Here is a 25,830-nt window from a genome sequence, read left to right as displayed (position 1 = left end):
TTAAAAAAGCTGCCTGTAAGCGGCAGCTGCTGAGTGATCATGCTCTTTTTGTCACATCGAAGTTTTCCGTAATCAGAAGCCAATTTTGCGGGAAAGACAGGCCGAGCTTCCAGTAGCTCATTCCCCGCAGCTTCAGTTCTTTGATTAAGTCGAATTTCGCCTGGATGGAGCGGGCATCCTCAAACCAGACCTCATGTCTTTTCCCGTCAGGTGCTGTGTAGTTGACAAACGGAGCCTGTGCTTTGTAATCATATTGAATGGCTACATTATTTTCCGCTGCGATCTGTATGGCCTGCTGCGGACTGACGGCTTTTGCGGTGGTGCCCTGAACAAACGGGAGCGTCCAGTCATAGCCATACAAATTCTGGCCCATCATGATTTTTGAAGATGGCATTTCGCTGATTGCATATTCCAATACCTGTCTCACGGGCCCGATCGGGGAAACGGCCATCGCCGGACCGCCGCTGTAGCCCCATTCATAGGTCATGATGACCACAAAATCTACAATCTCCCCATGGGCTTTATAATCATGGGCCTCATACCAGAGCCCTTTCTGTTCGGCGCTTTTTTTCGGGGCCAATGCTGTGGAAATCAGCCAGCCTTCCTGCCTGAATCTTGCCTTCGCTTTTCTGAGAAAATTGTTATAAGCTTCCCGGTCCTGCGGGCGCAGAAATTCGAAGTCAAAATGAATATCCCTGAAGCCGTATTTTTTAGCTGTGGCTGTAATGTTATCCAGGAATTTATTCTGAATCGCCATATCATTTAACAATATTCTGCCGAGTTCGTCACTGAACTGATCGTTTTCCTGATTGGTGATCACCATCATCAGTACATTATTATTGGCTCTCGCTATGGCAGGGAAATCATTCAGAAGCGGCTCCTTCAAAGAACCATCGCGGAGAGCCTGGAAACTGAATGGCGCCAGATAGGTCAGATAAGGCGCGGCCTCTCTTGCACTTTCCTCCAGTTCAGGGGCGACTGTATTGCCTCTTGGCTCCACATAGGCATTGAATTCTGCTTTCGTTTTCGGGCGGGGCGGGATATAAAGACGGAACCCCACCTGAAGCGGCTGGCTTACTGAAATGCCATTGACTGATGCCAGCTGCTGATAAGGAATGCCGAACCTTCTTGAAATCGAGTAAAGGCTGTCACCGGGCTGCACCCAATAAAAGCTTCCTATTATCGGAATAACCAGTGTCTGGCCGATCACCAGATTATTTGGATTGGGAACTTCATTTGCTTCAACGAGATCTTCAACTGTCGTTCCATATGCCTGGGCAATGCCGAACAAAGACTGGTTTTGCTGGACAACATGAATCTGCAATCTATCTCCCTCCCTGAAAAACACATCTTAAAACACTACTGCCATTTTATGAAGGAAACAGGGAAGAAATGTTATAATTGTTTTCAGAGAAGGAAGATATATTGGCTTTTAATACGTTTCTCATCATCTTTAAGGCATTTTCATTATCATGGTCATCGTTGGAAGCGGTGCAGTCATGCGGTATATGCAGACGGTATTCTCTCATATAAGCGTCATTGGCTGAAAACAGGACACAGATATTGCCTGCGATTCCCGTCATAACAAGCAGATTGACGCCGAGCTGGTGCAGGAGAGTATTTAGGGCAGTGCCATAAAAAGCGGAGTGCTTTGGCTTTATTAAAAAATAATCATCCGGCGACGGGTGTATTTCATGAAGGATACGCTCACTGACAGGATTGCGGCAATAATTCATAATCGTATCGAGATCAGCCTTCCAGAGGTTATAATGATCATTCACGTAAATAACCGGGAGATCCTGTTCATGGAATGCGGTCTTTAGCTCATTGATGGGTTTTATGATATTCAAAGCTTTTTCAGCAAGGATTTTTCCATGGTGAAAATGAAAGTCGTTAATCATGTCAATAATGATAAGAGCCGGTTTATAGGCTTGCGGATTTTTCATCGAATCGCTCCTTTAAGAGTATTTTTCGTAAAAGGGGCAGCTTTTACACAGATGTTAAGAGAAGGAATGAAGATATTTGATTCAGGAATCATTCACTGAAGATGAATTGTATATGCGGGAGGCAATCAAGGAAGCTAAGCTTGCTGAAGGGCTGGAGGAGGTTCCAATTGGCGCAGTCATTGTTCTGGACGGGGAGATTATTGCCCGGGCCCACAACCTGAGAGAAGTAAATCAGACTGCGATCGCGCATGCGGAACTCTTGGCCATTGATCAGGCGTGCAAAAAGCTCGGAACCTGGCGGCTGGAGAATGCCGTCCTATATGTAACTTTGGAGCCCTGCCCGATGTGTTCGGGATCCATAATTCTGTCGCGCATCCAGAAGGTGGTGTATGGAGCCAGGGATCCGAAAGGCGGCTGTGCCGGGACGCTCATGAACCTATTGCAGGATGAGCGGTTCAATCATCAGAGTGAAGTCGTCGCAGGGGTGCTGGAAGAAGAATGCGGCGAAATGCTTTCGAGCTTTTTCCGGAACTTGCGAAAGCGCAAGAAAGAAGAGAAAAAAAAGAGAAGGCAATTGCTGCAGATGGAACAGGATACAGGAATTGACATTGGTTAGGCATTGCTTTTTTTCCTGATTGTTAGTATACTTATAAATGCGTCGGACAAAGACGCACCTAAATATGGTATCAACTTTGCCGTGCTAGGCGGGGAGGTAGCGGTGCCCTGTACTCGCAATCCGCTCTAGCGAGGCTGAATCCCTTCCCGAGGCTGGTGTCCTGTAGGGCCTGCCTTAAGTAAGTGGTGTTGACGCCCGGGTCCTGCGCAATGGGAATCCATGAATCATGTCAGGTCCGGAAGGAAGCAGCATTAAGTGGACGCTCCCATGTGCCGCAGGGTTGCCTGGGCCGAGCTAACTGCTTAAGTAACGCCTATGGGCGCCAGTCGACGGAAGGTGCACGGCAGTTTATATTGTTATTAAAACTCATCCTTTTGCGGGGTGGGTTTTTTGTTGTATTTTTTGCTCTAGGTTTTGTAAAAAGGAATTTAGATACGTTATAATAGATGAAGGACTATACATAGGAAGGGGGCGTGTCAGTGAGTTATCAAGCTTTATATCGTGTTTGGCGCCCGCAGCAGTTCATCGATGTTGTCGGGCAGGAACATGTGACAAAGACTTTGCAAAACGCCCTGCTTCAGGAGAAGATATCACACGCCTATTTGTTTTCCGGCCCCCGCGGAACCGGTAAAACGAGTGCGGCAAAAATACTTGCAAAGGCTGTTAACTGTGAGAAGGCACCTGTTACTGAACCGTGCAATGAGTGTTCGGCCTGCAGAGGGATTACAGACGGATCAATTCCTGATGTCATTGAAATCGATGCTGCATCCAATAACGGTGTAGAAGAAATCAGGGATATCAGGGACAAAGTAAAATATGCCCCGAACGCTGTAAAATACAAGGTTTACATTGTCGATGAGGTGCATATGCTTTCAATTGGAGCCTTCAATGCCCTGTTAAAAACGCTTGAAGAGCCGCCTAAGCATGTTATTTTTATTTTAGCCACAACGGAGCCTCATAAAATTCCTCTGACGATTATTTCCCGGTGCCAGCGATTCGATTTCAAGCGGATTACGGCTCAGGCGATAACAGGAAGAATGAAGCTGATTGCGGATGAAACAGATGCAGCCTATGAGGAGCAGGCACTGCAGATCATCGCAAGAGCCGCAGAAGGCGGTATGCGTGATGCGCTCAGTCTGCTTGATCAGGCGATCTCCTTCAGCCAGGATCGCGTTACAGTTGAAGATGCCCTGTCTGTAACAGGTGCGGTGTCGCAGGGGTTTTTAAATAAACTGGCAAGAGCGGTTAAAGACAGGGATGCAGCGTCCGGGCTGGAATTTCTGGAGGAGCTCCTTTTTCAGGGGAAAGATCCATCCCGCTTTATAGAGGACTTTATCCTGTATTACCGGGATATGCTTTTATATAAAGCGGCTCCAAGGCTCGAGGAATCATTGGAAAGAGTTATGCTCGATGAGGACTTCCAGCAGCTTGCCGGGGAAGTGGAGCCTGAAGAGCTTTATGAGCTGATTGAAGTGCTGAACAAGGCACAGCAGGAAATGAGATGGACCAACCATCCGCGAATTTTCCTGGAAGTGGCGATTGTGAAGCTGTGCCAGCTTGAACAGCGGGAGAGACCAGGACAGGCTGCAGACATTAAGCCGCTGATGCAGCAAATCCAACAGCTTCAGCACGAGCTTGCTGAATTAAAGAAAAACGGCATAGCGGTGAAAGACGATGGAGCTCCTGCTGTACAGAAAAAGCCGCAGAGAAGTTCACGCAAAGGATTCCAGGCACCAGTCGGGAAAGTGAATGAAGTACTGAAGCAGGCAACTAAAAACGACCTGGTGGCTGTAAAGAGCCGCTGGGGCGAAATGCTGAACCTGCTTGTTCAAAACCAGATGCGCTCCCAGGCAGCTCTTCTCAATGAAGCAGAGCCTGTAGCCGCATCGGAAACAGCTCTTATTGTAAAATTCAAATATGAAATTCATTGTCAGATGGCCATGGATAATGCGAAATTCCTGGATACTTTGGCGAATGTCCTGTTTGAACTTTTAGGAAAGAGATTGCAGCTGGTCGGCATTCCGGATGAACAATGGCAAAGTGTCAGGGAGGATTTCCTGCGCAGCCAGCGTGACGGAGATGAGTCTGGCGGGAGCTTCGGCGGAAATGAGGAAGAGCCTCATGTGGCTGAAGCGGTCAAGTTATTTGGCGCTGAACTAATTGAAATTAAAGAATAGAAACTAGCTGGAGGTATGTAAAATGCGCGGTGGAATGGGAAATATGCAAAATATGATGAAGCAAATGCAGAAAATGCAAAAGAAGATGGCACAGGCACAGGAAGAGCTTGGCGAAAAAAGAATTGAAGGAACAGCCGGCGGCGGAATGGTGACTGTCGTTGTATCCGGACATAAACAAGTTTTAGAAGTAAATATTAAAGAGGAAGTTGTGGATCCGGAAGATATCGAAATGCTTCAGGACCTTGTCCTGGCGGCAACTAACGATGCACTGAAAAAAGCGGAAGATTTAACAAACGATACGATGGGCCAATTTACTAAAGGAATGAACCTGCCGGGAATGTTTTAATCAAACGTCCTGAAGGAGTGCTTAAAAGCACGGACAGGCCGGGCGCCAGCGAACATAGCCTGATGGAATATCCATCAGGCCATCATGCTCGCGGCGCTTTTCCTTTTCATATAGGAGGAAACATACATGCATTATCCTGAACCGATATCCAAGCTGATTGACAGCTTTATGAAGTTGCCCGGAATCGGCCCGAAAACGGCTGCGCGTCTGGCGTTTTTTGTTTTAAGCATGAAGGAAGATACTGTGCTGGATTTTGCGAAAGCACTGGTCAATGCGAAAAGAAATTTGTCTTACTGCTCTGTCTGCGGCCATATCACGGACCAGGATCCTTGTTATATTTGTGAGGACCAGAGACGCGACCGGTCGGTCATCTGTGTGGTCCAGGATCCGAAAGACGTGATTGCCATGGAAAAGATGAAGGAATACAACGGGCTGTATCATGTCCTCCATGGAGCGATTTCTCCGATGGATGGGATTGGCCCTGAAGATATCAATATTCCTGATTTACTGAAAAGGCTTCAGGATGAGACGGTCCAGGAGATTATTCTTGCCACCAATCCGAATATTGAAGGGGAAGCAACAGCCATGTACATCTCCCGCCTGATCAAGCCGTCCGGCATAAAAGCTACCCGCATCGCACATGGCCTGCCGGTAGGCGGAGACCTTGAGTATGCGGATGAAGTAACGCTCTCAAAAGCGTTAGAGGGAAGAAGAGAAGTTTAAGCACGGAGGCGGAATATATGTTTTTTCGCAGAAAAAAATGGCTTCGAAACGAGTTTGATGAGAAGCTTCTGGAGCAGCTGAACAGATTGAAAACAGATTGGAACAACCAGAAATCGCTGGTGGAAAAAAGCTTTGATCCCTCCCCGGAGGCAATCAGTCAGGCCAAGCTGGCCGAAGCGAAATACTTTTTTCTATTCAGGGAAGCTAAAAAGAGAAATGTCAAAGTCAGAATGTAAGTTATCTATTTAGCGGAAAGAAAATCGTCCATAAACAAAATACTTGTCCTCCTCTAAGGTCTTTTTTGTACACACTAATCATAAATTAGTAGTACAAGTTTCCTGAGAGGAGGATTTTTCGTTTGGATCCTATCGTAGTGATCTCCATTCTGGGAGGATTAATTTTATTGCTTCTATTTATAGGAGCCCCGGTAAAACCAGTAAGATTCATAGGGCAGGGAGCCATTAAACTGATCATAGGAGCACTCTTATTATTTTTCTTAAATGCATTTGGCAATCAGATTGGCATTCATGTTCCTATAAACCTTGCCACTTCAGCCATTTCCGGATTTCTGGGCATTCCCGGATTGTTTGCTCTTGTTGCTATACAGACATGGATTATTTAATTTTACAGCCGTTCTTATGCGGCTGTTTTTATTTTTGAATCTTTTTTAGTATTTCTGTTGACAGTTCTTTTCGACGGTGATAATATATTAAAGGTCGTCACCACGACGAGATGAAAAAAACAACTTATAAAAAAGATGTTGACATTGAATCGTGAGAATGATATATTAATAAAGTCGCTTCTGCGGCGGATTGATCTTTGAAAACTGAACGAACAAAACGTCAACGTTTAATCATTAGTCTTTTTTGAAAAGACAAAACGAGCTTAATCAACTCTTATATGGAGAGTTTGATCCTGGCTCAGGACGAACGCTGGCGGCGTGCCTAATACATGCAAGTCGAGCGGACAGATGGGAGCTTGCTCCCTGAAGTCAGCGGCGGACGGGTGAGTAACACGTGGGCAACCTGCCTGTAAGACTGGGATAACTCCGGGAAACCGGGGCTAATACCGGATAACTCTTTTCCTCACATGAGGAAAAGCTGAAAGATGGCATCTCGCTATCACTTACAGATGGGCCCGCGGCGCATTAGCTAGTTGGTGAGGTAACGGCTCACCAAGGCCACGATGCGTAGCCGACCTGAGAGGGTGATCGGCCACACTGGGACTGAGACACGGCCCAGACTCCTACGGGAGGCAGCAGTAGGGAATCTTCCGCAATGGACGAAAGTCTGACGGAGCAACGCCGCGTGAGTGATGAAGGTTTTCGGATCGTAAAACTCTGTTGTCAGGGAAGAACAAGTACCGGAGTAACTGCCGGTACCTTGACGGTACCTGACCAGAAAGCCACGGCTAACTACGTGCCAGCAGCCGCGGTAATACGTAGGTGGCAAGCGTTGTCCGGAATTATTGGGCGTAAAGCGCGCGCAGGCGGTTCTTTAAGTCTGATGTGAAAGCCCCCGGCTCAACCGGGGAGGGTCATTGGAAACTGGGGAACTTGAGTGCAGAAGAGAAGAGTGGAATTCCACGTGTAGCGGTGAAATGCGTAGAGATGTGGAGGAACACCAGTGGCGAAGGCGACTCTTTGGTCTGTAACTGACGCTGAGGCGCGAAAGCGTGGGGAGCAAACAGGATTAGATACCCTGGTAGTCCACGCCGTAAACGATGAGTGCTAAGTGTTAGAGGGTTTCCGCCCTTTAGTGCTGCAGCAAACGCATTAAGCACTCCGCCTGGGGAGTACGGCCGCAAGGCTGAAACTCAAAGGAATTGACGGGGGCCCGCACAAGCGGTGGAGCATGTGGTTTAATTCGAAGCAACGCGAAGAACCTTACCAGGTCTTGACATCTCCTGACAACCCTAGAGATAGGGCGTTCCCCTTCGGGGGACAGGATGACAGGTGGTGCATGGTTGTCGTCAGCTCGTGTCGTGAGATGTTGGGTTAAGTCCCGCAACGAGCGCAACCCTTGATCTTAGTTGCCAGCATTCAGTTGGGCACTCTAAGGTGACTGCCGGTGACAAACCGGAGGAAGGTGGGGATGACGTCAAATCATCATGCCCCTTATGACCTGGGCTACACACGTGCTACAATGGATGGTACAAAGGGCTGCGAAACCGCGAGGTTAAGCGAATCCCATAAAACCATTCTCAGTTCGGATTGCAGGCTGCAACTCGCCTGCATGAAGCCGGAATCGCTAGTAATCGCGGATCAGCATGCCGCGGTGAATACGTTCCCGGGCCTTGTACACACCGCCCGTCACACCACGAGAGTTTGTAACACCCGAAGTCGGTGGGGTAACCTTTTGGAGCCAGCCGCCTAAGGTGGGACAGATGATTGGGGTGAAGTCGTAACAAGGTAGCCGTATCGGAAGGTGCGGCTGGATCACCTCCTTTCTAAGGAATATTTACAAGAGACGTGACGCTCTTTGTTCGTTCAGTTTTGAGGGATGAATCCTCAAACTTTCATACTAAAAAAATGAGAGAAATGAGAAGCAAATAGATCAAGGAAGCGACCGAACGAGCACCGGAGCGTACGGAGGTACGTGAGGAGCGCAGTGAGAGAACTGACACAGAGATATGCAGCTTATCATTTTTCGAATCCTGTTATGTGGGCCTATAGCTCAGCTGGTTAGAGCGCACGCCTGATAAGCGTGAGGTCGATGGTTCGAGTCCATTTAGGCCCACCATCTCATATAATGGGGCCTTAGCTCAGCTGGGAGAGCGCCTGCTTTGCACGCAGGAGGTCAGCGGTTCGATCCCGCTAGGCTCCACCAACCATAACGATGCCATTCGTTATTTTTTGTTCCTTGAAAACTAGATAATGTTATTGAAGAAGCAATAACCGAGTAATCGCCATCTTAGTAAATTCTCTATGTTAAATAGAGTTAAAAACCTTTGATCTTGTTCATCTTCGATGAACCTGTCAAATACGGTTAAGTTAGAAAGGGCGCACGGTGAATGCCTTGGCACTAGGAGCCGATGAAGGACGGTACTAACACCGATATGCTTCGGGGAGCTGTAAGTAAGCTTTGATCCGGAGATTTCCGAATGGGGAAACCCCCTATCCGTAATGGGATGGGATCCTTATCTGAATACATAGGATATGGAAGGCAGACCCGGGGAACTGAAACATCTAAGTACCCGGAGGAAGAGAAAGCAAACGCGATTCCCTGAGTAGCGGCGAGCGAAACGGGATTAGCCCAAACCAGGAGGCTTGCCTCCTGGGGTTGTAGGACACTCTACACGGAGTTACAAAGGAACGAGGTAAATGAACAGGTCTGGAAAGGCCGGCCAGAGAAGGTAAAAGCCCTGTAGTTGAAACTTCGTTCCCTCCAGAGTGGATCCTGAGTACGGCGGGACACGAGAAATCCCGTCGGAAGCAGGGAGGACCATCTCCCAAGGCTAAATACTCCCTAGTGACCGATAGTGAACCAGTACCGTGAGGGAAAGGTGAAAAGCACCCCGGAAGGGGAGTGAAAGAGATCCTGAAACCGTGTGCCTACAAGTAGTTAGAGCCCGTTAATGGGTGATAGCGTGCCTTTTGTAGAATGAACCGGCGAGTTACGATTACATGCGAGGTTAAGTTGATAAGACGGAGCCGCAGCGAAAGCGAGTCTGAATAGGGCGAATGAGTATGTGGTCGTAGACCCGAAACCAGGTGATCTACCCATGTCCAGGGTGAAGTCCAGGTAACACTGGATGGAGGCCCGAACCCACGCACGTTGAAAAGTGCGGGGATGAGGTGTGGGTAGCGGAGAAATTCCAATCGAACCTGGAGATAGCTGGTTCTCTCCGAAATAGCTTTAGGGCTAGCCTCATGTAGTAAGAGTCTTGGAGGTAGAGCACTGTTTGGACTAGGGGCCCCCATCGGGTTACCGAATTCAGACAAACTCCGAATGCCAAAGACTTATCCATGGGAGTCAGACTGCGAGTGATAAGATCCGTAGTCAAGAGGGAAACAGCCCAGACCACCAGCTAAGGTCCCAAAGTATACGTTAAGTGGAAAAGGATGTGGAGTTGCTTAGACAACCAGGATGTTGGCTTAGAAGCAGCCACCATTTAAAGAGTGCGTAATAGCTCACTGGTCGAGTGACTCCGCGCCGAAAATGTACCGGGGCTAAACGTATCACCGAAGCTGTGGATTGACATCTTTCGATGTCAGTGGTAGGAGAGCGTTCTAAGGGCGTTGAAGCCAGACCGCAAGGACTGGTGGAGCGCTTAGAAGTGAGAATGCCGGTATGAGTAGCGAAAGATGGGTGAGAATCCCATCCACCGAATGCCTAAGGTTTCCTGAGGAAGGCTCGTCCGCTCAGGGTTAGTCGGGACCTAAGCCGAGGCTGAAAAGCGTAGGCGATGGACAACAGGTTGATATTCCTGTACCACCTCTTTACCGTTTGAGCAATGGGGGGACGCAGGAGGATAGGGTAAGCGCGCTGCTGGATTAGCGCGTCCAAGCAGTTAGGCCGGTAACGAGGCAAATCCCGTTACCACACAGGCTGAGCTGTGACGGCGAGGGAAATTTAGTACCGAAGTTCCTGATTCCACACTGCCAAGAAAAGCCTCTAGCGAGGGAAAAGGTGCCCGTACCGCAAACCGACACAGGTAGGCGAGGAGAGAATCCTAAGGTGAGCGAGAGAACTCTCGTTAAGGAACTCGGCAAAATGACCCCGTAACTTCGGGAGAAGGGGTGCTCATTAGGGTGAATAGCCCTGATGAGCCGCAGTGAATAGGCCCAGGCGACTGTTTAGCAAAAACACAGGTCTCTGCGAAGCCGCAAGGCGAAGTATAGGGGCTGACGCCTGCCCGGTGCTGGAAGGTTAAGAGGAGAGGTTAGCGCAAGCGAAGCTTTGAATCGAAGCCCCAGTAAACGGCGGCCGTAACTATAACGGTCCTAAGGTAGCGAAATTCCTTGTCGGGTAAGTTCCGACCCGCACGAAAGGCGTAACGATCTGGGCACTGTCTCAACGAGAGACTCGGTGAAATTATAGTACCTGTGAAGATGCAGGTTACCCGCGACAGGACGGAAAGACCCCGTGGAGCTTTACTGTAGCCTGATATTGAATTTTGGTACAGCTTGTACAGGATAGGTAGGAGCCTGAGAAGCCGGAGCGCCAGCTTCGGTGGAGGCGTCGGTGGGATACTACCCTGGCTGTATTGAAATTCTAACCCGCGCCCCTGATCGGGGCGGGAGACAGTGTCAGGTGGGCAGTTTGACTGGGGCGGTCGCCTCCTAAAAAGTAACGGAGGCGCCCAAAGGTTCCCTCAGAATGGTTGGAAATCATTCGCAGAGTGTAAAGGCACAAGGGAGCTTGACTGCGAGACCTACAAGTCGAGCAGGGACGAAAGTCGGGCTTAGTGATCCGGTGGTTCCGCATGGAAGGGCCATCGCTCAACGGATAAAAGCTACCCCGGGGATAACAGGCTTATCTCCCCCAAGAGTCCACATCGACGGGGAGGTTTGGCACCTCGATGTCGGCTCATCGCATCCTGGGGCTGTAGTCGGTCCCAAGGGTTGGGCTGTTCGCCCATTAAAGCGGTACGCGAGCTGGGTTCAGAACGTCGTGAGACAGTTCGGTCCCTATCCGTCGTGGGCGCAGGAAATTTGAGAGGAGCTGTCCTTAGTACGAGAGGACCGGGATGGACGCACCGCTGGTGTACCAGTTGTCTTGCCAAAGGCATCGCTGGGTAGCTATGTGCGGAAGGGATAAGTGCTGAAAGCATCTAAGCATGAAGCCCCCCTCGAGATGAGATTTCCCATAGCGTCAAGCTAGTAAGATCCCTGAAAGATGATCAGGTTGATAGGTCAGAGGTGGAAGCGTGGCGACATGTGGAGCTGACTGATACTAATCGATCGAGGACTTAACCAAAACGAAAAGCGGAGGCGACTGTTCAACTTCGAGAGACGTTGGAGAGCCGGCCATTCAAATCCTGGTTTTGGGATTTGGAGGGACGGATCGAAACGGCCAAGAAGTTAGGAGCCGAAGCTAGACAAGTCATTGGTGAATACTCGGCAACTGCTTCTTCATACATTATCTAGTTTTGAGGGAACGAAGTTTCTTCAAACCAAATAGTCCGGTGGCGATAGCGAGAAGGTCACACCCGTTCCCATACCGAACACGGAAGTTAAGCTTCTCAGCGCCGATGGTAGTTGGGGGCTGTCCCCCTGTGAGAGTAGGACGCTGCCGGGCAAATGAAAGAGCACCTGTTGGGTGCTCTTTTTTGTGTGGAATGATAGGTATCTGAATCATCGTGCCCACATTCCCAGCATGCAGAAACCCAAACACCAGCTGCCCCCGCAGCCGCAAAAAAATAAAAAGCCCCTATCAAAGGGCTTACATTTCAAGAAAATATCTCCGGCATTGTTATTTTCCGCAGTTTCTTTAAGTAATAATTATATTTTGGATGATTTGTATCCGTGGTGAGTAAATCATTTTCACAATCTGTGCAGATAAAAGAAGTGTATAGATGTATTCCCCTGGTTTTTGCCTGCTCGCATATGACACATTCTTCCCCTGCCTGTTTCTTTGCTAATAGCGAACCCAATCACTCCACCTCCATACACTTATTCTGCCCAGATCAATTGTATTGTATACAATTTTTCGAATATTCATTGACGGTTTTTTCTGAGGTTACTTGATTAATATTGTATGATGGAAATCTAATTTGGGTGTATGTCTATAAAGGATTTCTTTTATTATTTTGCCAGATGCTTCAGGGACTGGCGCAGATATCGGCCATATGTAGCAGTTACATACTTGTTTTGTTAAAATAGAAGAAGAATCATAGGAAAGTGATGAACATATGAATCAGGAAAACACTCCATTATGGAATCAATTACAAATACATGCTTCACACCAGCCGTTATCCTTTCATGTGCCGGGCCATAAGAACGGGTTTCTTGCAGGCGGTGAGGGAGCAGATTATTTTAAACATATTTTAGAGCTCGATGCTACGGAGCTCAGCGGACTGGATGATTTGCATTCTCCTGAAGGAGTCATCCTGGAGGCGCAAGAGTTGCTTGCCAGCCTGTATGGAGTTTCAAAAAGCTTTTTCCTTGTGAACGGATCGACTGCAGGGAATCTTGCCATGGTCCTGTCAGCAGCAGAGGAAAATGAGACTGTACTGGTCCAGAGGAACTGCCATAAGTCCATCCTTAATGGCATTGCTTTGGCTAAGGCGAAGCCTGTCTTTTTAGCGCCTGAGTTTAATGATGAGTGGGGCGTCGCCGGGGGAGTGGCTTTAGAAACGCTTAAAGAGGCGATCAGGCAATATCCGGAGGCAAAAGCAGTCATCTTAACCTATCCGAATTATTATGGAATGGTATACGATCTTGAAAATATTATTAAGTACGCCCACAATCATGGTATTCCGGTGCTGGTGGATGAGGCGCATGGAGCGCATTTAATAGGCGGGAGCCATTTTCCCGCATCGGCCGTTCAGCTGCAGGCAGATCTCACTGTACAATCGGCACATAAAACGTTGCCTGCTATGACAATGGGTGCTTATTTGCATTTTAACAGCCGTTTTATAAAGGAAGAGAAAGTGTCCAACTATCTGGGGATACTCCAATCAAGCAGCCCTTCCTATCCGATTATGGCTTCTCTTGATTTGGCAAGGGCTTATTTAGCTTCATTTTCGAAAAAGGATGAGGAAGCACTGCTAAAAAAAATCGGGCGTTTCAGGAAGGATCTAAACAGTGTTAAAGGCATTAAGGTACTGCCATTTCAATATCACAAAGGCGACCCTTTAAAGGTAACCATTCAGTCGGAAACCTCACTCAGCGGATTTGACCTGCAGACTCTTCTGGAGAAGCACGGGATCTTTACGGAAATGGCGGATCCCAATAATGTCCTTTTTGTTTCGCCTCTTTTGAAGAACGATATGGATTATCCATTTGACCGGGTGATTGAATGTTTGAAAGAGGAATTGACATCATACGGACCGGCAAACCGCCAGGAAAGAATCACTTTCATTAAAAAGCCTGTTTCCGGCCTTGCCCTTGAGCAAAAGGAACAGAGTCAGCACATCATTAAAACGGTGGCACTGGAAGAGGCGGCCGGCAAAATATGCGCTCAGCAGGTAACTCCTTATCCGCCAGGCATTCCGCTCTTATACCCGGGTGAAATCATTGAGAGCGAAGATATAGCAAACATCACATTACAAATTCAGGCCGGAGCGCGGTTTCAAAATGGAGACAATATAAAAGCAGGCAGCATTAACATTTATGATGATCTATAACAGCAGCTGGAGGAAGTAAAATGAAAAAAGGTAAGTTTATTACGGTCGAAGGACCTGAGGGTGCCGGAAAGACAACGATTATTGATATGCTGGCAAGCAATCTGGCAGAGGAAGGCTATCAGGTACTTCAGACAAGAGAGCCTGGCGGAATCGAGATTGCTGAGCAAATTCGAAGTGTCATACTTGATAAAAAGAATACAAAGATGGACCCGAGAACAGAGGCTCTGCTGTATGCGGCAGCCAGAAGGCAGCACCTGGCTGAGAAAGTAAAGCCGGCACTGGATGAGGGATATATCATTTTATGTGACCGGTTTATTGATAGCTCTCTTGCCTATCAGGGTTATGCAAGAGGACTTGGCATTGAGGAGGTCTACTCGATCAACAGCTTTGCCATTGAAGGCATGATGCCTGAACTGACACTGTATTTTGATATTGAACCTGAGGCCGGGCTGGAAAGAATCAATCAGCATAAAGGACGGGAAGTGAACCGCCTGGACCTGGAAAAGCTCGATTTTCATCATAAAGTGCGGGAGGGCTATCTGAAGCTAATGGAGCTTTACCCGGAGCGCATCTTTAAGATTGATGCTTCAAAGCCATTGGAGGAAGTGTATCAGCAAGCGGAGAGCAAGCTGAAAGAACGAATATAAAAACTCGCCTTAAAGATGGGATATCTTTAAGGTTTTTTTTTTACAAGCTTTAAAATTATTTTTTCTGTATTCCCTTAATTTCTGCTTGAAGATAAAATAATTGATATAATAAAAGTAAGACAAAACGGATGAAAACTTGTAAAGGGGATGGGCTTATGAAATTAATTCTGGCAGTCATTCAGGATCAGGACAGCAATAAGCTAATGAATGCGCTGGTTGACAATAACTTTCGTGCGACAAAATTGGCCAGCACGGGCGGATTCTTGAAATCAGGCAATACAACGTTCATGATCGGGACAGAGGATATCCGTGTGGAGAGAGCCCTGCAGATTATTAAGGAAAATTGCAGAGCAAGAGACCAGCTGGTTGCACCGGTATCGCCGATGGGCGGAAACGCTGATTCTTATGTGCCATACCCTGTTGAGGTTGAGGTTGGCGGTGCGACAGTGTTTGTTCTGCCAGTCGAGCAATTCCATCATTTTTAATAAATACAAAGGGAGCCTAGAGCCCTTTGCGGAGGATCAGGTATGAAAATTAATCAGGAACTTCGGCTCAAGATGGAAAATGTCCGCAATGAGCAGAAGCAGGCGGCCGGGAACGGCGTTAAATTTTCTGAAATCGTGCAGAAGCAGGACCGGAAAATGCAGGCTTCCCAGCTTCAGGGTCTGTTAAAGGATATAGATGCCGCAGGGGAACGGCTTGCCCGCTCCAGAACCTTTAAGGATCTGGCCAAATTTAAAACGCTTGTGAAACGATTTGTGAAGGAAGCGGTTGATTTTGGAATGGAGCTGAGGCAATCGCACAGCTGGAACCAGCATGGACAGGGCCGGTCTCTGAAAGTCGTGGAAACGGTAGATGAAAAGCTTTCAGAGCTGACAGATGAATTAATGAAAAAAGAAGAATCTTCTATTGATATATTAGGGAAAGTCGGAGAAATTAAGGGACTCCTAATAAATTTATATATGTAAGTGAGTGATACTTGTGGGAAAAACGTGGGAACAGCTGGAGGCCGTACAGCCAGTTGTATTAAAAATGTTTAAAAATAGCATAGTGAAGGATCGGCTGGCCCACGCCTACTTGTTTGAAGGGATGAAAGGAACAGGAAAGCGGGAAGCTAGCATGCTTTTGGCGAAAAGCCGATTCTGCCATGAGCCGATTGAAGGGTATGTTCCATGTGAAACATGTTCAAACTGCAAAAGGATAAACAGCGGAAATCATCCGGATGTTCATATTCTGGAGCCGGACGGGCATTCTATCAAAAAAAATCAGATTCAAAGCCTGCAGGAAGAGTTTTCAAAGACCGGGGTAGAATCCAGGCGGAAACTTTATGTGATTGTTCATGCTGACAAAATGACAGTGAACGCGGCCAACAGTCTGCTTAAATTTCTGGAGGAACCCCATTCAGAGACGACCGCTGTGCTGATTACCGAGCAGTCGCAGCAGATGCTTCCTACTATCCTATCCCGCTGCCAGTCCATTTCTTTTAAACCATTATCTCCTGCTGAAATGATTCAGCAATTAAAAAATAATGGAGTGGATCCTGTCCAGGCACCATTACTTGCACAAATTACCAATAATTTGGATGAAGCTTTACAATATAGTTCTGATGATTGGTTTGTACAAGCACAAAAAATAGTGTTAAAATTATATGAAGTGGTAAAGAAGAATCCGCTTGAGGCAATGGTTGCCCTTCAGGAGGATTGGTTCTTGCACTTTAGAGAAAAAGAGCAGATTGATCGCGGCTTGGATCTATTACTTCTTATTTTTAAAGATTTACTATATATTCAGCTTGGGAAACAAGACCAGGTTGTCCATCTGAACGAACGAAAACGTTTAGAGCAGTTTGCACTGCAATCTTCCACCAAACGCCTGACGGAACAGATGACGGCTGTTTTGGAAGCCAAAAGAAAATTGCAGGCAAATATGAATCCGCAGCTGTTGATGGAACAGCTTGTGCTAAAATTGCAGGAGGGATCTTCCTTTGTATGATGTAGTAGGAGTGCGCTTTAAAAAAGCGGGCAAGATTTATTATTTTGATCCCGGAGATCTCTCAATACAAAAGGATGACTTTGTCATTGTCGAAACTGTCCGAGGTGTAGAATACGGAAAAGTGGTAATTGCACCGAAGCAGGTCGATGAGCATGATGTTGTCCTTCCATTAAAAAAGGTTCTTCGTATTGCAGATCAAAAGGATCGCATGATTGTTGAGGAGAACAAGCAGGCTGCCAAGGAAGCATACGAGGTATGCTGTGAAAAGGTACAAACACATCAGCTTGATATGAAGCTGGTGGATGTTGAATATACATTTGACCGAAATAAGGTCATCTTCTACTTTACGGCTGATGGCCGGGTTGACTTCCGCGAGCTTGTCAAAGATCTCGCAGCCATCTTCCGGACAAGGATTGAACTTCGCCAGATTGGTGTGAGGGATGAAGCAAAAATGCTGGGAGGAATCGGCCCATGCGGAAGAATGCTGTGCTGTTCCACTTTCCTGGGTGACTTTGATCCTGTATCCATTAAGATGGCAAAGGACCAGAATCTATCGCTGAACCCAACGAAAATATCGGGTTTATGCGGCCGTTTAATGTGCTGCCTGAAATATGAAAATGATGAGTATGAAGCAGCAAAAGAAATGCTTCCGGACCTTGGGGAATGGATTCAGACCCCGGATGGAGCCGGAAAAGTGGTAGGCTTGAATATATTGGAGCGTGTGCTGCAGGTTGATGTGAAAGAAGCCGAGCGCGTCCTCGAATATACACTGGATGAAATTTTAAAACAAGGTGCTGTATCAGTTCAGTCCACAGATTAAGAGGTGGAAGTCGTGGATAAAAAAGAAATCTTTGACTCAGTGAGTAATATGGAAACCCAAATTGGAGAGTTATATCAGCAGCTTGGTGAGTTAAAGCAGCATTTGGCAGAAATACTTGAAGAGAATAACTCTTTGAAGCTGGAAAATGAGCATTTAAGACGTCATTTAGACATATCTGCGGAAAAAGAAAGCACATCGGCGAAAAAAGGAAAATCAGAGCAGTTGGCCGATGCTGCAGATGATGATAAGGTGATTGATATTGGCGAAGGCTATGATAACCTGGCCCGCCTCTATCAGGAAGGCTTTCACATTTGCAATCTCCATTTCGGCAGCCCCCGTAAAGAGGGAGACTGTCTGTTTTGCCTGTCTTTCCTGAATAAGAAGTAAACTTTTAGCCTTCCTATGATAGGAAGGCTATTTTTCCATAAAAGCAAAGAATCAGAGAAGCATGGAGGATCAAGAATGGATTTTTTAAAAGAAGGGGAGAGGCTGGACTATTTGCTGGCTGAAGATATGAGGATCATCCAAAGCCCGGCCGTTTTTTCTTTTTCATTGGATGCTGTCTTGCTGGCCCGATTTGTGTATGTGCCGATTCAAAAAGGCAATCTCATTGATTTGTGCAGTGGAAATGGCGTGATACCGCTTTTTTTAAGCACAAGAACAAAGGGGGCCATTACAGGCGTCGAAATTCAGGAGCGTCTGTATGATATGGCGGTCAGAAGCATTGAATACAATAAGCTTCAAGACCGGATTAAGATGATTCGCGGGGATATTAAAGAGATCCATCGAGAATTAGGTTATGGAAAATTTGATGTTGTCACCTGCAACCCGCCTTATTTTCCGACTCCTTCTAAGGATGAAATCAATGAGAATGAGCATTTGGCGATTGCCCGTCATGAAATTCTCTGTACACTTGAGGATGCGGTTAAAGCGTCAAGCGGACTTGCGAGACAGGGAGGCAAGGTGGCATTTGTGCACAGGCCGGGCAGGTTCCTGGACATTGTCACGCTCATGCGCAAATATAAGCTGGAGCCGAAAAGGGTGCAATTTGTCTATCCGAAGGCCGGAAAAGAAGCAAACACCTTGCTGATTGAGGCAGTTAAGAACGGAAATCCAGACCTGAAAATCCTGCCTCCTTTATTTGTATATAATGAAGAAAATGAATACACACCCGAAATGAGAGAGATTTTATATGGAGAATAGCCATTTTTTTTACGTTCTCCATTGCCGTGATGGCAGCTTATATGCAGGCTACACCAATGATCTTGAAAAACGGGTGAAGGCCCATAATGAAGGAAAAGGGGCCAAGTATACCAGAGGACGAGGACCGGTTGAGCTGGTCTTCACCCGTTCTTTTTCGGAAAAAGGCGAAGCGATGAGAGCGGAATATGAATTCAAGCAATGGTCCCGAAAGAAGAAGGACGAGTTTTTAAAACAACACAATATTTCAATTTATTAATTTGAAAACAGTCTAGCTCCGAGCGCCATCGGCTCTAGGTCTTAAGCCGATAAGCGGGCGCTCTGCGCTTTTCACGAAAGAGACGGGTGGTACATATGTGGCAGCAAAAAAGCTTTGAACATGAAGAAACAAAAGGAATTCTGTATTTAGTTCCGACTCCGATCGGCAATCTGGAAGACATGAGCTTCAGGGCGGTTAGAATCCTGAAGGAAGCGGACTTTATAGCAGCGGAGGATACGCGCAATACAAAGAAGCTATGCAATCATTTTGAGATAGCCACACCCATCATCAGCTATCATGAACATAATAAGGAAATCAGCGGACAGAAGCTGCTTGAAAAAGTGGCCAATGGCGCCAAAATTGCCCTTGTCAGTGATGCAGGGATGCCTGCGATTTCAGACCCGGGCTATGACCTTGTAACAGCAGCTGCTGAAGAAAAGCTGACAGTGGTGCCCCTACCCGGTGCGAATGCTGCTTTAACTGGCCTGATTGCTTCCGGCATCAACACCCAGCCTTTTTATTTCTATGGGTTTCTGAACAGGCAGAAGAAACTCAAGAAACAGGAGCTCGAGGATCTCTCCAGGCTATCGGCAACCATCATCTTATATGAAGCTCCCCACCGCCTGAAGGAAACCCTCTCACTGATGTCTGTGATCATGGGCAACAGAAATATTGCGTTATGCCGTGAATTGACTAAGAGATATGAAGAATTTATCCGGGGAACTGTAGAAGAAGTGATGGAATGGGCTTCAAGCGGCGGCGAAGTGAGAGGAGAATTTGTGATTATTATTGAAGGGACTTCCGAGACAGTGCAGGATGAAGAAGAAACTGCCTGGTGGGAGAATCTTTCGATTGAGGATCATGTCAGACATCATATAGAAGAAACAGGTCTCTCGAGCAAGGAAGCCATCAAGCAAACCGCAAAAGATCGAGGATTAAATAAGCGGGATGTTTACCATGCTTATCATATTGAAGAATAAAAAAAGCTTCTCACACAAGTGAGAAGCTTTTGTACATTATTATTTTACAGTTTCAAAAGTGTTTTGAATTTCTTTTAACAGCTGCTCTGCACCGTCACGGCTTAAGATTAGTTTGCCGTTAGCCAGTGAGATATTATCATCAGATACTTCCCCGGTAACGTGGCAAGTCATGTTTGGCTTGTACTTTTTAAGGATGATTCTTTCGTCATCTACGTAGATTTCCAAAGCATCCTTTTCAGCGATTCCAAGTGTGCGTCTTAGTTCAATAGGGATTACTACGCGGCCAAGCTCATCAACTTTACGAACAATACCTGTAGATTTCATAATAAAAGTCTCCTCTCAAATCTCCAATAATATTTTTCTCTATCTATATCGTTTCGTCATTATTCGACAAAATCTTTGCTACATTCATAATACCAGCCATTCCCATATACGTCAATTACTTTATTTTGGAATGGAATAGAAAATTTTAGGATACTGTCTGAAGTGTTGATATAACTGCGATTTTCGAAATAAAAGCCATTTTAAATGAGAATATGGAAAGAAGCTTCCATAAATTAAGCATATGACTCTTTTCGACATTTCGACAAAATTCTACAAAAACGCATGCTATTACTATAATAATATTCGAAAGGCAGTTTCCTTTTTTAGGGATAGAAAAATAAAAAAATTTTATTAGAGAAAAATCCTGCCATTCCTTTCTGCCTATTGGTTGCACAATTTCAAGTTTTTAGGTATATTTTGATGGTATAAGAGGTTATGCTGACGAATATAACCTCTTGTAAAATATCGATATAGCAGGCCCAATAACGGCACGATTTTCTGATTAATACTCTCGTCCTAGTTGGGCGAGATTTTTTAGTATCTTTGATATGAGTCAGCCAAAGGCATAGCTGCATATAAATATGCACCAATGTTTTCATTAAATGAGGGAGGGAATCTTGTGGAGGACAAATTAAAGACGTTTTATTTAACCACTCCAATTTATTATCCTAGCGGAAATTTACATATAGGGCATGCCTATACAACGGTGGCCGGTGATGCGATGGCGCGCTACAAGCGCATGCGCGGCTATGACGTTATGTACCTTACAGGAACAGATGAACATGGACAGAAGATCCAGGAGAAGGCAGAAGAAAAAGGGGTAACACCTCAGCAGTACGTTGATGAAATTGTTGCCGGCATCCAGGATCTCTGGAAAAAGCTTGATATTTCCTATGATGACTTTATCCGCACGACACAGGACAGACATAAGCAGATCGTCGAAAAAATCTTCGCCCAGCTTGTAGAACAGGGCGATATTTATCTTGGTGAATATGAAGGCTGGTACTGTACGCCATGCGAGTCTTATTATACAGAACGCCAGCTTGCAGACGGCAACTGCCCTGACTGCGGACGTCCCGTTCATAAAGTGAAGGAAGAATCTTATTTCTTTAAGGTCAGCAAATACGCTGACAGACTTCTGCAGTATTATGAAGAAAATCCATCTTTCATACAGCCTGAATCACGTAAAAATGAAATGATCAATAACTTCATTAAACCGGGCCTTGAGGATTTGGCGGTATCCAGAACAACTTTTGACTGGGGAGTAAAAGTGCCAAATAATCCAAAGCATGTGGTGTATGTATGGATTGATGCACTATCAAATTACATTACCGCACTTGGCTATGGAACCGATGATGATTCCAAGTATCTGAACTACTGGCCTGCAGATGTTCATCTGGTTGGAAAAGAAATTGTGCGCTTCCATACGATTTACTGGCCAATCATGCTGATGGCTTTGGATGTGCCTCTGCCGAAAAAGGTATTTGCCCATGGCTGGCTTTTGATGAAGGACGGCAAAATGTCCAAATCAAAAGGGAATGTAGTGGACCCTGTGACCCTTATTGACCGTTATGGCCTGGATGCACTGCGCTATTACCTGCTTCGCGAAGTGCCATTCGGCGCAGACGGAGTATTTACACCGGAAGGTTTTGTGGAAAGAATCAACTTTGATCTTGCCAACGATTTAGGCAACCTATTAAACCGTACGATCGCGATGGTGAATAAATACTTTGACGGTGTTATTCCGACATATACAGGTTCAGAAGGTGAGTTCGACCAGCAGCTGCTGCAAATGAATCGTGAGACGGTTTACAAATATGAGGAAGCAATGGAAAAAATGGAGTTCTCTGTTGCCTTAACTGCCGTGTGGCAGCTTGTCAGCAGAACGAATAAATATATAGATGAAACACAGCCTTGGACTTTGGCCAAAGAAGAAGAGAAGAGAGAAGAGCTTGCAAGTGTAATGGTTCATCTGGCGGAATCCCTGCGCAGAATCGCGGTGCTTCTGCAGCCATTCCTGACACGTACGCCGAAGGAAATCTTCACACAGCTTAATGTAAATGAAGAAGCATTAACATCCTGGGAAAGCCTTGAGACATTCGGCCTGATTCCTGAAGGCACAAAGGTATTAAAGGGAGAACCGATTTTCCCTCGCCTGGATATTACTGAAGAAGTGGAGTTCATTAAAACAAAAATGCAGGGATCTGCTGCCCTTAAAGAAGAATCGAAGCCTGAAGCAAAAGCAGAGGAAAAGCCGGATAGCGAGGAAATCTCAATCGATGACTTTATGAAGGTCGATTTAAGAGTGGCCCAGGTCATTGGGGCAGAACCGGTGAAAAAAGCTGATAAGCTCCTGAAATTACAGCTGGATCTTGGCTATGAAAAGCGCCAGGTCGTTTCCGGGATTGCCAAATTCTATAAGCCGGAAGAACTGGTCGGCAGAAAAGTAATCTGTGTAACCAATTTAAAGCCTGTTAAACTTCGCGGCGAGCTTTCAGAAGGAATGATTTTAGCAGGAGGAAAAGACGGCGAACTTTCACTTGCCACAATTGCTGAATCTCTTCCACTAGGTGCAAGGGTAAAATAATATTATTTCTTTTTCCTGTTAAACATAAAAACATAGAAGTGTTAAGCGTATACCGTGGGCATTTCTATGTTTTTTATTTTTGGAAAAAATTATTCTTAGAAAGTAATTTCTGACGGGTTTATATAATTGGAACCATTTTGACAGTAAGGTTGTTTTGTTACATCACTGACATAATAGTAATAGAAAAATAATATGAAGGAAAAGGAGTTTTTTGATGTTTTTCGACACACACGCACACCTTAATGCCGAACAATATAACGAAGATTTACAAGAAGTGATCGACCGTGCCCTTAGTGAAGGAATTTCCAACATTGTGGTCGTCGGGTTTGACCGTCCAACCATCGAAAAAGCGATGGCGCTTACCGAGAAATACGATTTCATCTACGCCAGTGTGGGATGGCACCCGGTTGATGCCATCGATATGACAGAGGAAGATTTGCTGTGGATTGAAGAGCTTTCCAGCCATCCAAAAGTGGTGGCACTTGGAGAAATGGGGCTGGATTATTATTGGGACAAGTCCCCAAAGGATATCCAGCAGGAGGTCTTCCGTAAGCAGATCCGTCTGGCGAAAAAGGTCAAGCTTCCCATCGTCATCCATAACCGTGATGCTACAGCCGATATAGTTGAAATCCTCAAGGCAGAAGGCGCGGGAGAAGTGGGCGGAATCATGCATTGCTTCAGCGGCAGCCCGGAAATTGCCCAAGAGTGTGTGGATATGAATTTTTACATTTCCCTTGGCGGTCCGGTGACCTTCAAAAACGCAAAAAAACCAAAGGAAGTAGCCGATGTTATTCCACTTGAAAAGCTATTGATTGAAACAGACTGCCCATATCTGACCCCTCATCCGCACAGAGGAAAACGGAATGAACCCAGCTATGTGAAATTGGTGGCAGAGCAGATTGCAGAAATAAAAGGACTTTCAACAGAAGAAGTTGCACAGGCAACCACAGAAAATGCAAAAAAATTATTCGGCATAAATTGATAGCTCATTTTGTCGAAGCCTGTGGGAGCTTGTCCAAATTTTTTCTGATTCTAAAAAGTTCTACATGTCTCCTTCTTCTCATAGGATAACCGTGTCGATAAGTCTCTCTTTCCTTTCATCCGGTTTTTTTGCATAATAGGAAATACGTTTACGGAAGTGCTTGCCAATTACTAGAAAAAAGTTAGCTGGACAATTAGAAAAAGGTGCTATTTTAGCACCCCTGCTGATCGAGCGGAGGGCGTTTACTGCTGGTCGGGGAGCGTGACAGTTGGAGGACCGGAAGACTGAGGTCTTGAGGGAATTCCCGAAAATCGCTCCCGATTGCTGAGCGCCTGGTCAGCCGGAAACAAAGGATTTCCAAATGCGTGAAAAATTCCTAAATCAAAAAAAGAAGGATTTTTCACATGAGTGTGGAAAATTATTAATCCAAGGCAAGCATGACTAAAAACAGGGCATTTGCAAAAAGGCATGCATAGAGGGGAACTATCATTCATACATAGAGATAGAGTGCAGTTCTAAGAATACAGGCAAAAAAACCTAATGCCTGCATTCTTCCAGCCTTTCGGAAGCTGGAAAATGAAAGAGTTGACAGTCGGCAAGATACTCTATATAATCACTCCGAGAGAAAAGGAGGCGTTTTTCATCGTGATTCAAAACATGAAAAACCTGTTATCCAAGTCTTTGAGTAAAAAGAAATTGGCCATTTTTTCTGCTAGTTTAGTAGTTTTTGCTGCTGCCTGCGGTTTCATTGCATATGAAACGACAAAGAAAACAGTAGCATTGACGATAGACGGCCAAGAGAAAGTCATCAAAACACATGCAGCAACGATTCAAGATATATTCGATGATCTAGATATTTCACTCCGCTCAGAAGATTATGTGTTTCCCTCGGTAAACACAGAGGTTAAGGACAATACAGAAATTGTCTATGAACCGGCTAAACAGGTGAAAGTTGTAACAGATAACGAGAAGAAAACGATTTGGACGGCTGCAAAGACGGTCGGGGACGTTTTAAAAGAACAGAATATTACACTGACTGAACATGATAAGGTTCAGCCAAAGCCAGAGGATACAGTTAAAAACAACCTGGAAATTCAAGTAGAGAAAGCATTCGCTTTAACGCTTAATAATGGCGGGAAAGAGAAGCAGGTTTGGTCAACTTCGACTACGGTCGCTGACTTTTTATCACAGCAGGGAATCAAGATCAATGATTTAGACCGCGTTGAACCAAAGTTGGAAGAGACAGTCAAAGCCAATGACAAAATAAAAGTCATTCGAGTTGAAAAAGTCACCGATGTAGTGGAAGAACCAATTAATTTCGCAGTTGTGACAAAGAAGGATAATAGCTTAACTAAGGGCACTGAAAAAGTGATGAATGCTGGAAAAAAAGGCCTTAAGACGAAAGAGTTTGAAGTCGTCCTGGAGAATGGCAAAGAAATTTCCAGAAAGCTGATCAGTGAAAAGCAAGTGAAGGAAAAGCAGGATAAAGTCGTTGCTGTCGGAACAAAGGTGGCTGCAGCAACACAAGTCGTTTCCCGCGGAACAAGCAGCAAGGCAAGCGGTAAGGAAATATATGTATCGTCAACTGCCTATACGGCTAATTGCAGCGGATGCTCAGGCAAAACGGCTACCGGCCTGGACCTGCGTGCCAATCCTGGTGCTAAGGTCATAGCGGTTGATCCAAGTGTCATTCCCCTTGGAACGAAGGTCTATGTGGAAGGCTATGGCTATGCCGTTGCAGCTGATACAGGCGGCGCGATTAAAGGAAACAAAATCGATGTATTCTTCTCCTCCAAATCAGAAGCATACAAGTGGGGAAGAAAAACTGTAAAAATTAAAATACTGAATTAAATTTTATGATGCAGGGGCTTCCCCTGCATTTTTTATTTCATTGCAGAGAAGGTTAATGGATAACATTTTTCATTTTCAAGCTGGTTCATAT

23 protein-coding genes, 2 tRNA genes, 3 rRNA genes and 1 other RNA gene are annotated in these 25,830 nt (G+C 45.8%); 25 read left to right on the top strand and 4 right to left on the bottom strand.

What is annotated here, in order from left to right:
- Positions 1 to 37: 37 nt before the first annotated feature.
- Both NYE23_RS21080 and NYE23_RS21075 read right to left on the bottom strand, forming a co-directional pair.
- The gene (locus NYE23_RS21080) at positions 38 to 1,324 is read right to left on the bottom strand and encodes a glycoside hydrolase family 18 protein (RefSeq protein ID WP_341080485.1); all 1,287 of its coding nucleotides are present in this window, start codon (positions 1,322 to 1,324) and stop codon (positions 38 to 40) included.
- A gap of 46 nt (positions 1,325 to 1,370) precedes the next feature.
- Positions 1,371 to 1,946, bottom strand: coding sequence for an isochorismatase family cysteine hydrolase (locus NYE23_RS21075; RefSeq protein WP_341080482.1), 576 nt, complete (start codon positions 1,944 to 1,946; stop codon positions 1,371 to 1,373).
- Positions 1,947 to 2,022: 76 nt separating this feature from the next.
- Between NYE23_RS21075 and tadA the strand changes: the two genes are divergently transcribed.
- The 12 genes from tadA (at position 2,023) to rrf (ending at position 12,050) form a co-directional block, all read left to right on the top strand.
- The gene (gene tadA, locus NYE23_RS21070; RefSeq protein WP_341080480.1) at positions 2,023 to 2,562 is read left to right on the top strand and encodes a tRNA adenosine(34) deaminase TadA; all 540 of its coding nucleotides are present in this window, start codon (positions 2,023 to 2,025) and stop codon (positions 2,560 to 2,562) included.
- Between the two features lie 79 nt (positions 2,563 to 2,641).
- Positions 2,642 to 2,906: signal recognition particle sRNA large type (gene ffs, locus NYE23_RS21065), an RNA gene on the top strand.
- 135 nt (positions 2,907 to 3,041) lie between these two features.
- On the top strand, positions 3,042 to 4,739 hold the full coding sequence (gene dnaX / locus NYE23_RS21060; protein ID WP_341080478.1) for a DNA polymerase III subunit gamma/tau: 1,698 nt from the start codon (positions 3,042 to 3,044) through the stop codon (positions 4,737 to 4,739).
- Positions 4,740 to 4,761: 22 nt separating this feature from the next.
- The gene (locus NYE23_RS21055; protein ID WP_048011083.1) at positions 4,762 to 5,085 is read left to right on the top strand and encodes a YbaB/EbfC family nucleoid-associated protein; all 324 of its coding nucleotides are present in this window, start codon (positions 4,762 to 4,764) and stop codon (positions 5,083 to 5,085) included.
- Between the two features lie 126 nt (positions 5,086 to 5,211).
- Positions 5,212 to 5,808, top strand: a complete 597-nt coding sequence (recR, locus tag NYE23_RS21050; protein WP_009336775.1) for a recombination mediator RecR — start codon at positions 5,212 to 5,214, stop codon at positions 5,806 to 5,808.
- Positions 5,809 to 5,825: 17 nt separating this feature from the next.
- A complete protein-coding gene (locus NYE23_RS21045; protein ID WP_341080476.1) occupies positions 5,826 to 6,044 on the top strand; it encodes a YaaL family protein in 219 nt (72 codons plus the stop codon).
- A gap of 122 nt (positions 6,045 to 6,166) precedes the next feature.
- Complete coding sequence (locus NYE23_RS21040) at positions 6,167 to 6,430, top strand: pro-sigmaK processing inhibitor BofA family protein (protein ID WP_035333490.1); 264 nt, start codon at positions 6,167 to 6,169, stop codon at positions 6,428 to 6,430.
- A 275-nt stretch (positions 6,431 to 6,705) separates the two neighbouring features.
- Positions 6,706 to 8,256, top strand: a 16S ribosomal RNA gene (locus tag NYE23_RS21035).
- A 216-nt stretch (positions 8,257 to 8,472) separates the two neighbouring features.
- Positions 8,473 to 8,549: transfer RNA gene (locus NYE23_RS21030), tRNA-Ile, on the top strand.
- A gap of 11 nt (positions 8,550 to 8,560) precedes the next feature.
- A tRNA-Ala gene (locus NYE23_RS21025) sits at positions 8,561 to 8,636 on the top strand.
- Between the two features lie 157 nt (positions 8,637 to 8,793).
- A 23S ribosomal RNA gene (locus tag NYE23_RS21020) occupies positions 8,794 to 11,729 on the top strand.
- 204 nt (positions 11,730 to 11,933) lie between these two features.
- Positions 11,934 to 12,050 (top strand): 5S ribosomal RNA (rrf, locus tag NYE23_RS21015).
- Together the 16S, 23S and 5S rRNA genes with 2 tRNA genes alongside form the textbook arrangement of a ribosomal RNA operon.
- 151 nt (positions 12,051 to 12,201) lie before the next feature.
- Here rrf and NYE23_RS21010 read toward each other — a convergent pair.
- Positions 12,202 to 12,405, bottom strand: coding sequence for a sigma factor G inhibitor Gin (locus tag NYE23_RS21010; RefSeq protein WP_341080474.1), 204 nt, complete (start codon positions 12,403 to 12,405; stop codon positions 12,202 to 12,204).
- A 258-nt stretch (positions 12,406 to 12,663) separates the two neighbouring features.
- Between NYE23_RS21010 and NYE23_RS21005 the strand changes: the two genes are divergently transcribed.
- The 10 genes from NYE23_RS21005 to rsmI all read left to right on the top strand — a co-directional run bounded on the left by NYE23_RS21005 (position 12,664) and on the right by rsmI (position 19,995).
- The gene (locus NYE23_RS21005) at positions 12,664 to 14,100 is read left to right on the top strand and encodes an aminotransferase class I/II-fold pyridoxal phosphate-dependent enzyme (RefSeq protein ID WP_341080472.1); all 1,437 of its coding nucleotides are present in this window, start codon (positions 12,664 to 12,666) and stop codon (positions 14,098 to 14,100) included.
- 20 nt (positions 14,101 to 14,120) lie between these two features.
- Positions 14,121 to 14,747, top strand: coding sequence for a dTMP kinase (gene tmk, locus NYE23_RS21000; RefSeq protein ID WP_341080470.1), 627 nt, complete (start codon positions 14,121 to 14,123; stop codon positions 14,745 to 14,747).
- Between the two features lie 155 nt (positions 14,748 to 14,902).
- Positions 14,903 to 15,232 carry a cyclic-di-AMP receptor gene (locus NYE23_RS20995; RefSeq protein WP_009336682.1) on the top strand — a complete coding sequence of 110 codons (330 nt, stop codon included), beginning with the start codon at positions 14,903 to 14,905 and terminating at the stop codon, positions 15,230 to 15,232.
- Positions 15,233 to 15,274: 42 nt separating this feature from the next.
- Complete coding sequence (locus NYE23_RS20990) at positions 15,275 to 15,715, top strand: YaaR family protein (RefSeq protein ID WP_341080468.1); 441 nt, start codon at positions 15,275 to 15,277, stop codon at positions 15,713 to 15,715.
- A gap of 13 nt (positions 15,716 to 15,728) precedes the next feature.
- Positions 15,729 to 16,736, top strand: a complete 1,008-nt coding sequence (gene holB / locus NYE23_RS20985) for a DNA polymerase III subunit delta' (RefSeq protein ID WP_341080466.1) — start codon at positions 15,729 to 15,731, stop codon at positions 16,734 to 16,736.
- Complete coding sequence (locus NYE23_RS20980) at positions 16,729 to 17,556, top strand: PSP1 domain-containing protein (protein ID WP_035332950.1); 828 nt, start codon at positions 16,729 to 16,731, stop codon at positions 17,554 to 17,556. The genes holB and NYE23_RS20980 overlap by 8 nt, the downstream gene beginning before the upstream one ends.
- Positions 17,557 to 17,568: 12 nt before the next feature.
- Positions 17,569 to 17,943: a DNA replication initiation control protein YabA gene (gene yabA, locus NYE23_RS20975; protein ID WP_341080463.1), complete on the top strand. Its 375-nt coding sequence runs from the start codon at positions 17,569 to 17,571 to the stop codon at positions 17,941 to 17,943.
- A gap of 75 nt (positions 17,944 to 18,018) precedes the next feature.
- Positions 18,019 to 18,759: a tRNA1(Val) (adenine(37)-N6)-methyltransferase gene (locus NYE23_RS20970; RefSeq protein ID WP_341080461.1), complete on the top strand. Its 741-nt coding sequence runs from the start codon at positions 18,019 to 18,021 to the stop codon at positions 18,757 to 18,759.
- On the top strand, positions 18,749 to 19,015 hold the full coding sequence (locus tag NYE23_RS20965) for a GIY-YIG nuclease family protein (protein ID WP_341080459.1): 267 nt from the start codon (positions 18,749 to 18,751) through the stop codon (positions 19,013 to 19,015). The genes NYE23_RS20970 and NYE23_RS20965 overlap by 11 nt, the downstream gene beginning before the upstream one ends.
- A gap of 95 nt (positions 19,016 to 19,110) precedes the next feature.
- On the top strand, positions 19,111 to 19,995 hold the full coding sequence (gene rsmI, locus NYE23_RS20960) for a 16S rRNA (cytidine(1402)-2'-O)-methyltransferase (protein ID WP_341080457.1): 885 nt from the start codon (positions 19,111 to 19,113) through the stop codon (positions 19,993 to 19,995).
- Between the two features lie 39 nt (positions 19,996 to 20,034).
- Here rsmI and NYE23_RS20955 read toward each other — a convergent pair whose 3' ends face one another.
- Positions 20,035 to 20,319, bottom strand: a complete 285-nt coding sequence (locus NYE23_RS20955; protein WP_048009776.1) for an AbrB/MazE/SpoVT family DNA-binding domain-containing protein — start codon at positions 20,317 to 20,319, stop codon at positions 20,035 to 20,037.
- 619 nt (positions 20,320 to 20,938) lie between these two features.
- On the opposite strand from NYE23_RS20955, the gene metG reads away from it, so the two are divergent.
- From metG to NYE23_RS20940, 3 genes are all read left to right on the top strand, one after another.
- A complete protein-coding gene (gene metG / locus NYE23_RS20950) occupies positions 20,939 to 22,906 on the top strand; it encodes a methionine--tRNA ligase (protein WP_341080453.1) in 1,968 nt (655 codons plus the stop codon).
- A 214-nt stretch (positions 22,907 to 23,120) separates the two neighbouring features.
- Positions 23,121 to 23,888: a TatD family hydrolase gene (locus NYE23_RS20945; protein ID WP_341080451.1), complete on the top strand. Its 768-nt coding sequence runs from the start codon at positions 23,121 to 23,123 to the stop codon at positions 23,886 to 23,888.
- Between the two features lie 657 nt (positions 23,889 to 24,545).
- The gene (locus NYE23_RS20940; protein ID WP_197204267.1) at positions 24,546 to 25,739 is read left to right on the top strand and encodes a G5 and 3D domain-containing protein; all 1,194 of its coding nucleotides are present in this window, start codon (positions 24,546 to 24,548) and stop codon (positions 25,737 to 25,739) included.
- Positions 25,740 to 25,830: the final 91 nt, after the last annotated feature.

Source organism: Cytobacillus sp. FSL H8-0458 (assembly GCF_038002165.1).
GTDB lineage: Bacteria > Bacillota > Bacilli > Bacillales > Cytobacillaceae > Cytobacillus.
This window is presented reverse-complemented; position numbering and strand designations above follow the sequence as displayed.